Annotated in this window: 16 protein-coding genes and 1 tRNA gene; 8 read left to right on the top strand and 9 right to left on the bottom strand. The window is 41.5% G+C overall.

The annotated features are described in order from the left end of the window. Nucleotides 1-125: 125 nt before the first annotated feature. Both pnp and rpsO read right to left on the bottom strand, forming a co-directional pair. Nucleotides 126-2,255, bottom strand: a complete 2,130-nt coding sequence (gene pnp / locus MuYL_RS09745) for a polyribonucleotide nucleotidyltransferase (RefSeq protein ID WP_094570380.1) — start codon at nucleotides 2,253-2,255, stop codon at nucleotides 126-128. Between the two features lie 206 nt (nucleotides 2,256-2,461). Beyond that, entirely contained in the window at nucleotides 2,462-2,740 is a 279-nt protein-coding gene (gene rpsO / locus MuYL_RS09740) for a 30S ribosomal protein S15 (protein ID WP_073400969.1), read from the bottom strand. A 499-nt stretch (nucleotides 2,741-3,239) separates the two neighbouring features. Here rpsO and MuYL_RS09735 point away from each other — a divergent pair, with 499 nt between their 5' ends. Further along, on the top strand, nucleotides 3,240-3,662 hold the full coding sequence (locus MuYL_RS09735; RefSeq protein WP_094570379.1) for an acyl-CoA thioesterase: 423 nt from the start codon (nucleotides 3,240-3,242) through the stop codon (nucleotides 3,660-3,662). Nucleotides 3,663-3,720: 58 nt separating this feature from the next. Here MuYL_RS09735 and MuYL_RS09730 read toward each other — a convergent pair whose 3' ends face one another. Together MuYL_RS09730 and MuYL_RS09725 are read right to left on the bottom strand one after the other, a co-directional pair. Continuing rightward, nucleotides 3,721-4,836 (bottom strand): hypothetical protein, encoded by a 1,116-nt coding sequence (locus tag MuYL_RS09730; RefSeq protein ID WP_094570378.1) that lies wholly within the window; start codon nucleotides 4,834-4,836, stop codon nucleotides 3,721-3,723. Nucleotides 4,837-4,858: 22 nt separating this feature from the next. Then, on the bottom strand, nucleotides 4,859-5,488 hold the full coding sequence (locus tag MuYL_RS09725; RefSeq protein WP_094572903.1) for an ABC transporter ATP-binding protein: 630 nt from the start codon (nucleotides 5,486-5,488) through the stop codon (nucleotides 4,859-4,861). 606 nt (nucleotides 5,489-6,094) lie between these two features. Here MuYL_RS09725 and MuYL_RS09720 point away from each other — a divergent pair. From MuYL_RS09720 to MuYL_RS23165, 7 genes are all read left to right on the top strand, one after another. Beyond that, nucleotides 6,095-7,018, top strand: a complete 924-nt coding sequence (locus tag MuYL_RS09720) for an NADP-dependent oxidoreductase (protein WP_094570377.1) — start codon at nucleotides 6,095-6,097, stop codon at nucleotides 7,016-7,018. A 181-nt stretch (nucleotides 7,019-7,199) separates the two neighbouring features. After that, a complete protein-coding gene (locus MuYL_RS09715) occupies nucleotides 7,200-7,988 on the top strand; it encodes a PASTA domain-containing protein (RefSeq protein ID WP_094570376.1) in 789 nt (262 codons plus the stop codon). Next, nucleotides 7,969-8,271, top strand: a complete 303-nt coding sequence (locus tag MuYL_RS09710) for a rhodanese-like domain-containing protein (protein ID WP_094570375.1) — start codon at nucleotides 7,969-7,971, stop codon at nucleotides 8,269-8,271. Before MuYL_RS09715 ends, MuYL_RS09710 begins: the two co-directional genes overlap by 20 nt. Nucleotides 8,272-8,282: 11 nt before the next feature. Continuing rightward, a complete protein-coding gene (mltG, locus tag MuYL_RS09705) occupies nucleotides 8,283-9,338 on the top strand; it encodes an endolytic transglycosylase MltG (RefSeq protein WP_094570374.1) in 1,056 nt (351 codons plus the stop codon). Next, on the top strand, nucleotides 9,338-9,742 hold the full coding sequence (locus tag MuYL_RS09700) for an acyl-CoA thioesterase (RefSeq protein WP_094570373.1): 405 nt from the start codon (nucleotides 9,338-9,340) through the stop codon (nucleotides 9,740-9,742). The genes mltG and MuYL_RS09700 overlap by 1 nt, the downstream gene beginning before the upstream one ends. Nucleotides 9,743-9,757: 15 nt before the next feature. Then, nucleotides 9,758-10,726: a YihY/virulence factor BrkB family protein gene (locus MuYL_RS09695; protein WP_094570372.1), complete on the top strand. Its 969-nt coding sequence runs from the start codon at nucleotides 9,758-9,760 to the stop codon at nucleotides 10,724-10,726. 189 nt (nucleotides 10,727-10,915) lie between these two features. Beyond that, nucleotides 10,916-11,002, top strand: a tRNA-Ser gene (locus tag MuYL_RS23165). A gap of 311 nt (nucleotides 11,003-11,313) precedes the next feature. On the opposite strand, the gene MuYL_RS09690 is transcribed toward MuYL_RS23165, so the two are convergent. From MuYL_RS09690 to MuYL_RS09670, 5 genes are read right to left on the bottom strand one after another with little or no spacing between them, the layout of a single operon-like run. Beyond that, nucleotides 11,314-11,949 (bottom strand): NAD(P)H-dependent oxidoreductase, encoded by a 636-nt coding sequence (locus MuYL_RS09690; RefSeq protein WP_094570371.1) that lies wholly within the window; start codon nucleotides 11,947-11,949, stop codon nucleotides 11,314-11,316. Nucleotides 11,950-12,005: 56 nt separating this feature from the next. After that, on the bottom strand, nucleotides 12,006-12,428 hold the full coding sequence (locus MuYL_RS09685; protein WP_094570370.1) for an organic hydroperoxide resistance protein: 423 nt from the start codon (nucleotides 12,426-12,428) through the stop codon (nucleotides 12,006-12,008). A 24-nt stretch (nucleotides 12,429-12,452) separates the two neighbouring features. Then, nucleotides 12,453-13,130, bottom strand: coding sequence for a type 1 glutamine amidotransferase domain-containing protein (locus MuYL_RS09680; protein WP_094570369.1), 678 nt, complete (start codon nucleotides 13,128-13,130; stop codon nucleotides 12,453-12,455). 27 nt (nucleotides 13,131-13,157) lie between these two features. After that, the gene (locus MuYL_RS09675) at nucleotides 13,158-13,556 is read right to left on the bottom strand and encodes a DoxX family protein (protein WP_094570368.1); all 399 of its coding nucleotides are present in this window, start codon (nucleotides 13,554-13,556) and stop codon (nucleotides 13,158-13,160) included. Then, entirely contained in the window at nucleotides 13,557-13,976 is a 420-nt protein-coding gene (locus MuYL_RS09670; protein ID WP_094570367.1) for a MarR family winged helix-turn-helix transcriptional regulator, read from the bottom strand. Between the last annotated feature and the right edge of the window lie 657 nt (nucleotides 13,977-14,633).

Raw genomic sequence — 14,633 nt, 5'->3', positions numbered from 1 at the left:
AATAAAAATAATTTACTTAAACATTAAAACCCTCAAAATGAGGGCTTTAATGTTTAAAATGGCATATAAAAAATAGTTAACCGGGTTAAAATCAATAAGTTATCAACACCCCCGGTCACTAATTATTAGTTTTTAGGTGCTTCAGGGCGGGGCAGTAAAACCTTACGTGAAAGTTTTAATTTACCTTGCTTATCAACGTCGAGCAATTTAACACGCACTTCGTCGCCAATCTCAAAAATGCCATCCATTGTTTCAATCCTGCGATGATCAATTTCAGAGATATGCAGCAAGCCGTCTTTACCCGGCATAATTTCAACAAATGCACCAAAAGGCATTATTGATTTTACCTTACCTTCGTATATTTCACCAACTTCAGGTTTTGACGCGATAGCTTTAATACGGGAAACTGCTTTATCAATTGCTTCCTTATTATCGGCAAAGATCTGAACAACACCCTGGTTTCCAACTTCCTCAATAGAGATAGTGGCACCGGTTTCGCGTTGCATTTCCTGGATAATTTTTCCACCGGGTCCGATAACCGCACCAATAAATTCCTTATCAATCCGGATGGTAACAATACGCGGAGCATGTGGTTTGTAGTCTTCACGCGGGGCAGTAATGGTTTTAGCCATTTCGCCTAAAATGTGTAAACGGCCATCTTTAGCCTGGTTTAACGCATTGGTTAAAACCTCGTATGATAAACCGTTAATTTTAAGGTCCATTTGCACGGCAACAATACCTTTTTCGGTACCTGTTACTTTAAAGTCCATATCACCCAGGTGATCTTCATCACCCAAAATATCAGAAAGGATAGCATATTTTGTACCCATTTCATTGGTGATCAAACCCATTGCTATGCCTGATACCGGTGATTTAATTTTAATACCAGCGTCCATTAGCGCCAATGTACCTGCACAAACTGTAGCCATTGATGACGAACCATTTGATTCTAAAATATCAGAAACGATACGGATAGTGTATGGATTTTCGTCATCAGCAGGCAATACCTGTTTTAACGAACGCATAGCTAAGTTACCATGGCCAATTTCGCGACGGCCGGCTCCCCTGTTAGGACGAACCTCGCCTGTTGAGAAACCAGGGAAATTATAGTGTAATAAGAATTTTGAATAGCCGTTGATAAACGCACCGTCAATCATTTGCTCATCATCCTTAGCACCTAAAGTAACACTGGTTAATGATTGTGTTTCACCACGGGTAAATACAGCAGAACCGTGAGCAGCAGGTAAATAACCAATTTCACTCCATATAGGGCGAATCTGGGTAGTGGTACGGCCGTCTAAACGTTTACCTTCGTCTAATACAAGGTTACGGATAGCATCATATTCTACATCATGGTAATATTTTTTGGCTAAGAATTTAGTAACGTCATCTATCTCACCTAGTGTAGCGATATAAGCGTCACGTACTTCTTTAAATTTAGCTGAACGCTCGTCTTTTGCTGATGCAGATGAAGCGATAGCATAAACCTGGTCGTAAGTGGCAGCATAGATGGCTTTTTTCAAATCCTCGTTGCTGTTCTCATGGCTGTAAACACGTTTTTCAGTTTTGCCAACTTCAATGGTTAATTCCTTTTGAGCTAAACACTGGATTTTGATAGCGGTGTGTGCAAACTTAATCGCCTCAACCAACTCAGCTTCCTGGATCTCTTTCGATTCACCTTCCACCATGTTGATGTCATGCTCACTACCCGCTACAATAAATTCTAAAGTAGCATTAGCCAATTGGCTTAATGTTGGGTTGATAATTAACTGACCATCAACTTTAGCAACACGTACTTCAGAAATAGGGCCGTTAAAAGGAATGTTTGAAACTGATAAAGCTGCTGATGCTGCCAGGCCGGCAAGGCAATCAGGCATAATATCTTTATCGGCAGAAATTAAGGAGATCATCACTTGTGTATCAGCGTGATAATCTTCAGGGAACATCGGGCGTAAAGCGCGGTCAACCAAACGCGAGATCAAAACCTCGTAGTCTGACAAACGTGCCTCACGGCGTAAAAACCCACCCGGGATACGGCCGGTGGCAGCATATTTTTCCTGGTAGTCAACAGAAAGCGGTAAAAAATCCACCCCTTCTTTTGCTTCGGGCGATGATACTACGGTAGCAAGTAACATGGTATCACCCATTTTAATTACTACAGAGCCATCGGCTTGTTTGGCCAATTTACCGGTTTCGATCTCAATGGTGCGGCCGTCACCTAAATCAATAACCTTTTTAATTACGTTTAAACTCATCTTTTTTTTGTTGTGATGCACTTTTCATCTTTCGGAGCGCATCGGTTTTTATGTGTGTGTATAATTTGTTTTTCAGCGGATAAATGCTTTTTCAAGGCATTGAGGCTATTAAAGCCTGCTTATTTTTGCGTGTAAGTTTATTATGGTTAAAAGTAAAAAAGCCATCCAGATAAATCGGACGGCTTTTTATAAAAAAATAAGAAAAGTTATTTGATGATATCCCTTAGCTGTAGGGCTTTGATGATAGCACGATATCTTTCAATGTCTTTTTTGAACAGGTATGCAAGTAATGCACGACGTTTACCTACTAATTTTTGCAGTGATAACTGGGTTGAAAAATCATGTTTGTTTTTTTTCAAGTGACCGGTTAAATGTGCAATGCGGTAAGTGAACAATGCCACCTGACCTTCGGCTGTACCTGTATCTGCAGCGCTTTTACCATGTTTTGCAAAGATCTCTGCCTTTGCTTCTGAACTTAAATACATTACGTGAATAATATTAAAGCGTAAATAACTCTATTAATTGTGGGTGCAAAGGTAAGTTTTGTTTATGAAATATACAAGTGTAAGGGTGAATAAGTTGATTGAGTTTGATTGGGTTGATTAGGTTTTAAATATTGAAATGGTTGTAAGGGTTTAGTAGTTATAATTGATGTAGAGGTTGGTTGTTTTTAAGTGGATTGCAGACCGATGTAAAGCATCGCGCCTGTCAGCGTTTTTGCCTGAACCTACATTTATTAAGGATTAAAGGACGCATGATGGATTCGCATTTCCAGTTAAGATAATCTTTTAATCCTTTCATCATTGTTCGAATAAATATGGGCGTTTCCCGCTGATTGAAGCGGGCCTCGCTATCCGCTCATACGCCACAGGCCTTAGGCGCAAGGCCGGTATCTGCTGCTATCGCTAACGCAAATTTCATCCAAACTTAATCAACCCAATCAAACTCAATCAACCTAATCAACTAACTCACTATCTTTGCCCTATGGAAACACCTCCCACCCTCTCCACTTTCGAAACCGAATTCCGTGTCCGGCCTGACGATATTGATATGTTCCATCATGTGCACAACAGCAAGTACTTTGATTACGTACTGGCTGCCCGGTATGACCAAATGGAGCGCTGTTACGGTATGGCCATGGAGAAATTTTTGGAGCGCGGCTTTGGCTGGGTGGTGCGCACCGCGTATGTAGATTATAAACGCGCCTTAACCATGGGCGATTACTTTATTGTAAAAACCGGCATCGAAAGCATAAACGATAAAGGCTGTCGCGTAAAATTCAGTATCACCAATAAAGCAACCGGTAAAATTTGCTGCGACGGCTATTTTGATTATGTGATGATTGATATGGCAACCGGCCGGGGCTTAAAGATCCCGGAGGATGTTATAGAGCAATATTTGATATAAAGGTGAAACTTTATACCAAAAGTAACTCCGGCATAATGTAATAAGCAAACGCGTTAGCTTAATTCCCCTGATCAGCCACAATACGCGGCCTGTAATACCATCGCCAAAACACACCAAACGACACCACAAAATCAACAATCACCAATATCCAAAGCAACTTAAAGAGTATCAGCCAAAAAAATATCACAAATAAAAAGAAGATCCAAAGCATATATCTTTCCATATCGAGCCCGATATAATATAAAATGCAATGGAACAGCAGCGCCATACTGATACCCGTTAGCAACAAACCAACAGCGGCTAATGGATTAAACCGGCCAAATAGCCAGATAGCTTCGGGCAGCATAATAATTAAGTAAACACCGGCCAGCCCGGCGAACAGCTTTGCACGGCTGTAAGGCAGGTTACGGCTAAAACCCAACCATTTTTCTTCAAAGCTGCGTTCTTCAAATATCAGTTTCACGTGGGCTATCACTACCGCCAGCAAAGCAATGCCCGCAACACGGATATCATGTGCAACATCGGCAAACAATAAAAAAAATCCGCTTATTAACAGGTATGAAAGCCCTTTGGTAATGAGCCAGGTAATTTTATGCTGATCAAACACATGATAAATAAATAGGCTAAACCAGGGCTTATGCCATTTACTGCTAAATGTTAACATCCATGATTGGGTATTGCCATCTACCAATTTGTTTATCGTGCCACGGTATAGCATTGCGCTTAAGGCGGAGAGCATAAACAGGTAGCCGATAATTGCCAAAGGGATAGTGTAATAATGATGCGTAAGCCCCACCCCCGCTGCCAAAACACCGTAAACCGATATGGGCAACAGTAAAACCAACTGCAAATAAAACCAACTGTTAAATTGCCTGCTGTTTGTAAAGGCATTGCTGCTGTAAAACAAAAAATGCTGGTTAACAGCCGCTATTTGCCCCACCACATAGTGCCATGTTTTAATACTGTAAATAAGCCACGCCGTAAACACGGCAAACATCATCAGCGGGCTGCTAACCAGGGTTAACATCAGCGTTTTATGATAATTAAACAGCTGCCCCGGCTCAACCATGCCGAAAAGCACAAAAAAGCCCACTGCCAATATGCCCGCATGAGCCCGGTAAAAGCCGCTTGCAAAAATCTTAAAAAGAATGTTGGTTAGTGGTGATTGTTTCACGTTATATTTAATATACTGCCTGTTAACAAAATGACAGTGTTTGCCCCTCAACTAAAAGCTTGACTGCTTCGAGTCGCTCATCGGTATCCAGGTCCTGGTGCAAAGACAACATAAAACTAACGCTCTTATTGTGATATTCCCGAATCCAACTGTACAAGATTTTTAAGGATTCGGTATCGATAGTTATTAAAGGCTCATCAAGCAAGATGAGCATTGGGTTACCCAAAAATGCCAGCACCAGCGAAAGTTTTTTTAACATCCCGCTGCTATAAGTACCAACCGGGCGATCAATATAGCTTTGCATTTTCATGCTCTCAATAAAGTACTGCTCCTGCCCTACCTGCGCATCTTTGGCGGATGCAAAAAGCTTTACCATTTCCATCCCGGTCAAAAATTCAGGAAACAGCGGTTCAGCCTCGGCAAAGTTTACCAGACGGCGATAGGCCACCGGTTCCTTTTTTATGCTGATGTCGCCGTCCAAAACAATATCACCATCAAATGCCAGGATGCCGGCAATTGATTTTAACAGCGTGCTTTTACCAGAGCCATTAACCCCTTTTATCCAATAAATGCCTGCATCGATATTAAAGTCGGAAATTGTTAAAGCAGGATAGTTCCCATAATTTTTTTTGAATTCTACAAAATGCAGCATGCTGGGAGGTTTTATGTTAGATGAGATGAGGCCGGAGATTGTTACAGGGGTGAATTGCTTTTTAATTACCGGTAAATTTACCCCGGGCCACATGAAATTTATACGAGACTTAAAGTGCTCCATTGTAACAGATGTGTTGCCATTACGAAATAATTTTATTTTTGATTAATAATTACCCATATTTAAATGAAATTAATTAACCTAAAATTACACGTATGAAAAAATCAAATTTAATGAGTTTAGCTGCTCAAGACGTCCTTTCAAGGGAGCAAATGAAAAATATTAAAGGAGGGGGCATTCCCCCGGGATGTGTTTGTAAAACAGAAACAGACGATCCGCATATTCCGCCTCCACCGCCTATCGGGTGTACTACTTATCAACCGGCCAGCGGTGCGTGCTCAACCGCATATCATTATCTTCTTTGTTGTTAGTAGCAACCTGTTAAAAAAGGCGCTACCTAAATACACCGCCCTCAAAACGTAAGGCACTGTTTTGGGGGCATTTTTTTGTCGGAACTATCACCGGTAAATTATCTTACCTGAAGCATCATTTACTTTAAAACATTCATTTAATTTACACGTTGAAACATTAAATCAACTTAAACAGATGAAAGCTATCCAATTTGAAACATATGGCGATTCCGGTGTACTTCAGTTAAAAGAGGTTAACAAACCCCAGCCCGGTGAAAATGAAATATTAATTAAAGTAGCGGCAACAACGGTAAATCCTTTTGATATGAAGATCCGCTCGGGATCGATGCAAAAAATGATCCCGCTGAATTTACCGTGGATCCCCGGTTCTGATGCCGCCGGTACTATTGAAGCTGCTGGAAGCGGGGTTAGCCGTTTAAAAGTGGGCGATCAGGTATTTGCCAGCACATTTGGCGGTACTTATGCCGAGTACGTAGTAGTTAAAGAAGAACAGGCAGCACCGATACCTAACAATGTTAGTTTATCCGAAGCAGCGGCATTGGCTATTCCGCTGGTTACCTCCTATTCATTTTTGGTGCAGGGCGGTGAAGTTAAGGCCGGCCAAAAAGTATTGATCCACGCTGCAGCTGGAGCCGTTGGGGGTGTAATGGTTCAAATGGCTAAAGCGTTAGGCGCTTACGTTATAGGAACTGCGTCCGGCAAAGGCATTGAACTGGCAAAATCATTTGGGGCAGATGAGGTAATTGACTATAAAAACCAGGATTTCACGCAGCTGGTAAAAGAGGCCGACCTGGTAATTGACCTGGTAGGCGGCGAAACATTGACAAAATCATTCGGCGTAGTTAAAAAAGGCGGCAGGTTATTGAGTGCTGTTATGCCCCCTTCACAGGAACTGGCACAACAGTACGGCATTAGCGCGGAATTTATCTCGTCGGAAGCCTCTTATAAAAAATTAGTATTTGGTACAAAGCTGGTGGAAGAAGGCAAAATAAAAAACCAGATTGCCAAAATACTGAAACTGGAAGATGCAGCAGAGGCGCAAGACCTTGTATCAGCGGGAGGGCTTAATGGTAAAGTAGTGTTGACCGTTAGCGCTTAGGCAACCGCAATTTTGCCGGCATACAATGCCCGTGGCAGGCTTTCTGTAAGATGCCCCCCACGGGCTTTTTACTGCTTTAACAACAGTATCGGCAAGGGTGAAAAACAAAGAATCTTGAAAAATTCGGAAATTTTCCCCTATGTTTGATTGCAAATTGAATACAAAGATCCTTAGATAAAAGATGCGCAAATTTTGGGCTTATTTAAAAACCGTACAATTCCGGACTAACCTTTTACTGGCCGTAGGTTCCGTTGTTGTTATTTTTATGATAGTATTCTTTAGCTTAAGCTTTTACACGAGGCATGGCACCGGCGTACCTGTACCGCAGCTAAAAGGGCTGCAGATAGAGAAAGCAATGGACCTGTTAAAAGAACAGGGTTTTGAATATAAAATTGACTCCGTTTACGTGCTTGACCAGGCGCCTGGTTCAGTTATTGAGCAAGACCCTGATCCGGGAACCAGCGTTAAAGAAAACCGGACAATTTACCTTACAGTAGTTACCCGCCTTGCCCCAAATGTCTCCCTGCCCGACCTTGAACCCTACACCTACCGCGAAGCTATTGCAACGCTGGCTAATTATGGTTTGAAAGTTGGTGACACCACCTATAAGTCAGACATCGCACGCGACAGGATCCTGGAGATGCGTTTTGGCGGGCAGCCTATAAAAGCCGGAACAAAGATCCCAAAAGGGTCAAGAATTGACCTGGTATTAGGAAATGGCGAAGGTGCCAGTGAAGTTGATATTCCTGACCTGGTAAACCAGGACCTGGATGCTGCCAAATTTGTAATTAAAAACGGTGGTTTAACCTTAGGTACCATAACCTACCAGGGAGCCATAACAGATTCTACCAGCCTGGTGGTTGTGGCGCAATCGCCTATGAAAACCGACTCATTAAGTAAAGCAAGCAACGGTACGCGGATCAACCTTACCGTTTCGCAGGGTAAAAAAGATGTCCCCAATAACCAATAAGGAATTATTTGACCGCATGCAAAAGGGCGAAAGTTTAAATTTGCTGGATGTTAGGGAACCGGTAGAATACCATACCTATAACATTGGCGGTAAAAACGTGCCATTGTCCCGGTTAAATGATACCATAAATCAATTAGGATATAACAAAACGGACGAAATTATAGTTATTTGTAAAGTTGGTTTACGAAGCGAAACGGCAAGAACAATATTAGTTGACAAGGGTTACCAGCGGGTGCGGAACTTAACAGGCGGGCTCATTGGTCTCCAAAAATTAAAACAATAAAGTATTTCAAAATGACAACAGCAAAGGCATCATCCGGCGGGACTTTAAGAAAGTTTATAATAGCTATGGTGATCATATTTATTATAGCTATAGGGTTTACCGGGTTAAACTATTACCTGAAGTATTTCAGCCCTAACGTAACCGATAACCAGGAATACCTTTATATCCATACAGGTAGCGGGTTTAAAGACGTTTATAAAACCATTCAGCAACAGGGAATAGTTAAAGATACAGCCAGCTTTTTTAAGGCCGCCGAAAACATGAATTATGTTAGCCGCGTTAAACCAGGCCGCTACCGCCTGCATAAAGGCATGAGTAACCGCCGGCTCATAAACATGCTTGCCTCCGGCACACAGGAACCGGTTACGCTCAATTTTCATAACCTAAGGCTAAAAGAAGAGTTTGCAGGATTTGTTGCAAAAAAGATAGAGCCGGATTCAACCGCCATTATCCATTTACTGGATTCATCGGGCTATGTTCAGCAATATGGTTTTACAACGGATAACGTTTATACCATGTTTTTACCAAACAGCTATCAGCTGTATTGGAACACATCACCCGAGAAGTTTTTTAAACGGATGCACGCCAATTATGAAAAATTCTGGACACCGGAACGAAAGCAAAAAGCCGCTGCTATAAACCTCACTCCTATTGAAGTTTCAGTTTTAGCATCTATTGTTGACGCCGAGGCGCTACATGATGATGAAATGCCGGCAGTAGCAGGTTTATACTTAAACCGGCTAAAAAAAGGAATGACGCTGGACGCTGACCCAACCGTTATTTTTGCACAAAACGATTTCACCATTAAACGGGTGCTTACCAGGTACCTATCCATAAATTCGCCATATAACACTTATTTGCACAAAGGTTTGCCTCCCGGTCCTATCATGATGCCATCGGTTAACGCTGTAAATTCGGTGCTTGATTATCAAAAAAACGATTATATTTATATGTGTGCCAAGGCAGATTTTTCAGGTTATCATGCTTTTGCCACCAACGTTGCGGACCACCTTGTAAATGCACATAAATTTCACGAGGCGCTCAATGAAAGAAACATCAAAAAATAATGTTTGAGCATTCTACCAAATTAAGGGTGCGATATGGCGAAACCGACCAAATGGGCTATATGTATTATGGCAATTATGCAGAGTTTTACGAAGTTGGTCGTGTAGAAATGTTGCGCAGCATGGGCCTTACTTACAGCGGCATGGAAGCATCGGGCGTAATGATGCCTGTAATAGAACTTAACTGTAAATACCTTAAACCGGCTTTATACGACGAAGAAATAACTATAAAAGTTATTATGAATGAAATGCCTCGGATAAAAATCCACTTTAGATATGAGCTTTTTAACGAAAAACAAGAGCTGATAAATATTGGTGAAACCACCCTGGTATTCATTAACATGAAAACAAATCGCCCCTGCCTGGCGCCGCAGGATTTTCGGGATAAATTAAAGACGTTTTTTTGAGTAACTTTGACTTAAATGAAGTGGACGCATCGTCTTTTACTCCGATTTAAGTTTTACCAGGCATTTGTGAAGTGGTCAAAGTCTTATATTTTGCCCGGCTTTGATCCCCTGCCCCTGTATAATGTTATTGCATTTTTTGCACATGAAATACAAGAGAGCACTTTATTAAATAAAGCCTCGGCACTGGCATTTAATTTCATGCTGGCATTTTTCCCGGCCACTATCTTCTTATTTACGCTTATCCCCTACATTCCTATCAAGAATTTTCAGGGGCAGCTGCTCAGCATATTATCAACTGTGCTGCCCTACAACGCCTATATGGCATTCCAGGCTACTATTGAAGATATTGTAAAGATCCATAATGGAAAGTTATTATCTGTGGGCTTTTTATCAGCGCTATACTTTGCAACAAATGGCATCAGCAATTTAATGCAGGCATTTAACCGGTCGTCGCTTATTATTGAAAAACGAAGCTGGCTGAAACGACGCCGGATAGCGCTCTCGCTTACTATAGTGATCAGCATAGCACTTTTAGCTGCCATAACGCTCATGACTGCAGGCGAAGCCTTTATAACGCTTTTAAAGAGCCATATCAGGGAGAAAAGCCATTTCTGGATTTACCTGCTTGCCCTGTCCCGCTGGGTTTTCGTAATTGTTATTTTTTTCGTCACCATCTCTTTGTTGTACCGTTATGGCCCGGCCAATAAGCAGAAATGGAAATTTTTAAGCACAGGATCTATAATGGCCACCATACTGGCTATATTAACTTCGTTGGGGTTCACTTACTATATCAACAATTTTTCGTCATACAATAAGGTATATGGCTCCCTGGGTGGCCTGATTATACTTATGCTCTGGCTCTACCTTAATTCACTCATCCTTTTAATAGGCTTTGAACTCAACGCAAGTATTGAATACTCCAAGCGGAATATAAAAGTGATTAAGCCAATGTTTAACAGCTTTCGTAAAAAGCCATCCGAATAAGCAAATTCATGCGTTGCAACAGCTTTTTTAAGCGCTTTTTAACAGGTGTTCATAACATATTTTTTTTCGCAGACCTTAAAATCAGGTCAAAAAACTGCCGCAAGATTCACCTAATCAGCAACTTATAGGTAAATAAAAAAAGTTCACATCAAATTTGCCAATTCGCCCCGGTTTTGTACTTTTGACCCCGGAGAGCTGGCAGAGTGGTCGATTGCGGCAGTCTTGAAAACTGTTGAACTGTGAAAGGTTCCTGGGGTTCGAATCCCTAGCTCTCCGCTTTGAAAATCAGAAATAAGCCTTTAGCGTATCGTTAAAGGCTTTTTTTATGCTACATAAGAATTAGGGTGCAAAAAGGGGTGCAAAATCATACAGAAATGAACGAAGTATATGCCTTAGTAAATGCTTACGGATCAGTCGGAAAAGTTGTGGGATAAATAAAAAAGTATTTGATTTGGGATAGAATAACAAATACGAATACCCGTTGTCTGCTACTTAAGAAACCCTTGTCCGCCTTATTTTACCTAAAGTCAATTCAATAGTGAGATACGGAACTGAACCCTACCTCCTATTGCCTTGCCCATCAACTATCACTTGTATTCAATTACAAATTCGTCAACTGGGTTACGCACTTTTTTCATAGATGCCAACCAATCTCCGGTTTCATCACGGTATCCCAAGTATAATAATATTACACTTTTTAGCCCTAATGATTTGAGGTCAAGCAGTTCATCAACCAGGGCGTTGTTGAACCCTTCTGCAGGCGTACTATCTATCTTAAGTTCGGCAGCTTCGGCAATGGCCATTGCAAACCCGATGTACGACTGGCGGGCCGTATGTACAAAGTTTTCTTCCGGTGTTTCATTCAAATAGATGTTTTTGATCTTATCTGTATAACTATCAAATCTTCCGCGCGGCAGGTTTCTTTCATCGGTAATGCGATTATAGGTGGTATCTATCCGTTCGGCGGTATACTTATCCCAAGCGGCAAACACTAACACATGGGAGCAGTCTACCATTACCTCAGAGTTAAGCGAGCTTGGCGCAAGCTTCTCCTTAATTTCCTGATTGGAAACCACCAACACACGGAACTGCTGCAAGCCAGAAGAAGTAGGGGCCAAACGTGCGGCTTCTACAATTTTATCAATATCTTCCTGACTTACTTTTTTAGTTGGATCGTATTTTTTAGTGGCATATCTCCACTTTAAAGATTCTAATAATGACATATAATAACAGTTTAATAAACAGCGGGCTTAAATGGCTTAAGCCCGCTGTTAAATATTCAATTATTGGTAACGGCCAATTTAACTTCAACATTACCACGGGTAGCGTTAGAATACGGACATACCTGGTGCGCTTTGGCTACCAGGTCATTAGCCTTATCCAGATCTATTTCCTTGATGTTTACATCCAATTCTATAGCTAGGCCAAAACCTCCTGCATCGTTTTGCCCAATGCTTACCTTTGCTGTTACTGTGGTATCGCCGGTTGAAATTTTTTCCTGTTTAATAACCAAATTAAGGGCGCTATCAAAACATGCTGCGTAACCTGCCGCAAATAATTGTTCGGGGTTAGTATGATCGTCATTGGCACCACCAAGTGCTTTCGGCATTCTAACCTGCAAGTCTAATACGCCATTATCGCTCTTTACATGGCCGTTGCGCCCCCCGGTCGCAGTTGCGTCTGCGGTATATAAGATTTTCATCTATTTATAGTTTATAGTGAATAATTATTTTAAACGGGAGATCATTGTTTCGGCAACACTTTCAGACGATGCGGGATTTTGGCCGGTGATCAATAAACCGTCTTCTACCACGTGTATGCCCCAGTCTTCCACCTTGCTGTAGTTAGCACCTAAGTTTTTCATTTCAGTTTCTACTAAAAAAGGAACGACGTCTGTTAGCTTCACGGCGGCTTCTTCTGTGTTTGAAAACCCGGTTACATTTTTACCTTTCACAAAAGATTCTCCATTTTGAAGCTTTACATTTTTAAAGGCACCCGGCGCATGGCAAACCGCGCCAACCAATTTGCCATTATTGTAAAAATCTAAAATCAGTTTTGCCGAATACGGGTCGCTAGCTAAATCCCAAAGCGGACCATGGCCACCCGGATAAAATACGGCATCAAAATTTGATGCTTGCATTTCGGCAAGCTTGTGGGTGTGGGCGATAACTTCCTGTACTTTGGCATCGTTGTAATACCGTTGGGTAGCTTCGGTTTGTGCCGAAGGCGCTTCGCTGCTGGGATCTATAGGTGCCTGGCCGCCTTTAGGGGTAGCTACCACTACTTCATAACCCGCATCAACAAACTTATAATATGGGGCGGCAAATTCTTCTACCCAAAAACCTGTCTTTTTGCCTGAATCGCCTAATTGATCATGTGATGTTACTACAAATAAAATTTTCATTCTTTAATTTTCTTAATTATATGATTGTTAATTTCTCTTAGTGAGCACATTGGTACTCCATAGTGCCCATATGATAAGGATCGGTTGAAAGAAGAGACGTATTAACCTTGCATTGTCTGTATTAAGACCGAAGGCATTTACTTTATTGACATACTGTGCAACATTCCCCGGGAAGACCAGCACAAAGAAAACTGCTGCGGTAATGCCAACCCATTTTTTGTATCTAACCGCGAAAATGAGCGCTAAACCCAAGCTGATCTCAACTATTCCTGATAATATTACTGTTACATCCGGATCAACAGGTAGCCACTGAGGTACCTGTGCTAAAAACACTGAACGGTTAAAAGTAAGATGACTAATACCTGCAAAGGTTAAAAAGGCCCCTAAAATGATCCGGGCAGCGTTTTGTGTTTTGGATGTGTGCATTTACTTATTTAAAATTTTGTTTAACAATCCTTTTAGTTGAAGAAGCTCCTCTATAGAAATATCCAGGCATTTTACCAACTCCACAGGGATGTGTTCTGCCCTTTCTTTCAGTTGAACACCGGATGTTGTTAAAGAAATCACTACTACACGTTCATCTTCCTTACTCCGGGTTCTGTTTACCATTCCTTTTTGTTCCAGCCTTTTTAACAATGGCGTGAGCGTTCCGGTATCCAGGTACAGCTTTTCACCCAACTGATTTACGGTCTGCTGTTCATGCTCCCACAATATCATCAACACTAAATATTGGGGATAAGTAATGTCGAGTTCGGCAAGCAATGGCCTATAGAGGTTAGTGAGATTTCTTGAGAACGCATATGCCGGGAAACATATCTGTTTCTCGAGCCTAAGTAAATCTTCCATACAATATGAACATTGCAAATAAAGAAATGTTTTGCACAATATAATTTTACACGACGTTTGTGTACCAAAGAACTCACATTCCCACTGCATACCTGACTATTCCGAAAGGCTGACCATCGGTTACCTGCTATCTTAACTACACATCCTGCAATTTCGGCTACATGAAGGCCTATTGGTTTCCTGAACTTCGCTTTAAATAAGATCCTTATGAAAAAAGGAATTCAGAATAAAGTAATTGCGATAACGGGTGCCAGCAACGCTCCAACAGCTTTATTGTCCGCATTAAATTGTTTCGGGACTCAGCTTTGTTTCAAATATCTCCAAATGGTTTTTCATCAGTCCGGGGTCCTACGCCATAAATTTCAATAGTTTTAATATGGTTTCATGCATATCCAAACCTTCAATTTCTTCTTGATTTTCTTTAAACTGACGCTTGATCGATGAGGTAAGTCTGGCTAGATCATCGACATTTATAGAAAGTCGTGTCTGTACTTTCGTTACGGCTGCGGTCAGCAAAACCATATTCGATTAGTAAAGCGAACGTATCGTAAACCTGGCTGCGCTCGATCGTCCAATCGGATTTTCTCAATTTTAAGATAAAGGTTTCCGGATCTATCGGGTCCTCCAGAACGAAAAAAGCACGCCATATGTGGCGCC

Origin of the sequence: Mucilaginibacter xinganensis (assembly GCF_002257585.1) — a bacterium.
In the GTDB taxonomy this organism is placed as follows: domain Bacteria; phylum Bacteroidota; class Bacteroidia; order Sphingobacteriales; family Sphingobacteriaceae; genus Mucilaginibacter; species Mucilaginibacter xinganensis.
The sequence above is the reverse complement of the archived record's forward strand: the minus strand, read 5'-3'. Positions and strand labels throughout refer to the sequence as shown.

Excerpts from the sequence above, each read along its gene's own strand:
- MuYL_RS09725 (WP_094572903.1), bottom strand. The coding sequence starts at position 5,488 with ATGCTGCATTTTGTAGAATTCAAAAAAAATTATGGGAACTATCCTGCT.
- MuYL_RS09680 (WP_094570369.1), bottom strand. The coding sequence starts at position 13,130 with ATGAAAATTTTATTTGTAGTAACATCACATGATCAATTAGGCGATTCA.
- MuYL_RS09685 (WP_094570370.1), bottom strand. The coding sequence starts at position 12,428 with ATGAAAATCTTATATACCGCAGACGCAACTGCGACCGGGGGGCGCAAC.
- MuYL_RS09675 (WP_094570368.1), bottom strand. The coding sequence starts at position 13,556 with ATGCACACATCCAAAACACAAAACGCTGCCCGGATCATTTTAGGGGCC.
- MuYL_RS09735 (WP_094570379.1), top strand. The coding sequence starts at position 3,240 with ATGGAAACACCTCCCACCCTCTCCACTTTCGAAACCGAATTCCGTGTC.
- MuYL_RS09710 (WP_094570375.1), top strand. The coding sequence starts at position 7,969 with ATGTCCCCAATAACCAATAAGGAATTATTTGACCGCATGCAAAAGGGC.
- MuYL_RS09720 (WP_094570377.1), top strand. The coding sequence starts at position 6,095 with ATGAAAGCTATCCAATTTGAAACATATGGCGATTCCGGTGTACTTCAG.
- MuYL_RS09690 (WP_094570371.1), bottom strand. The coding sequence starts at position 11,949 with ATGTCATTATTAGAATCTTTAAAGTGGAGATATGCCACTAAAAAATAC.
- MuYL_RS09715 (WP_094570376.1), top strand. The coding sequence starts at position 7,200 with ATGCGCAAATTTTGGGCTTATTTAAAAACCGTACAATTCCGGACTAAC.
- MuYL_RS09670 (WP_094570367.1), bottom strand. The coding sequence starts at position 13,976 with ATGGAAGATTTACTTAGGCTCGAGAAACAGATATGTTTCCCGGCATAT.
- MuYL_RS09700 (WP_094570373.1), top strand. The coding sequence starts at position 9,338 with ATGTTTGAGCATTCTACCAAATTAAGGGTGCGATATGGCGAAACCGAC.
- rpsO (WP_073400969.1), bottom strand. The coding sequence starts at position 2,740 with ATGTATTTAAGTTCAGAAGCAAAGGCAGAGATCTTTGCAAAACATGGT.
- pnp (WP_094570380.1), bottom strand. The coding sequence starts at position 2,255 with ATGAGTTTAAACGTAATTAAAAAGGTTATTGATTTAGGTGACGGCCGC.
- mltG (WP_094570374.1), top strand. The coding sequence starts at position 8,283 with ATGACAACAGCAAAGGCATCATCCGGCGGGACTTTAAGAAAGTTTATA.
- MuYL_RS09695 (WP_094570372.1), top strand. The coding sequence starts at position 9,758 with ATGAAGTGGACGCATCGTCTTTTACTCCGATTTAAGTTTTACCAGGCA.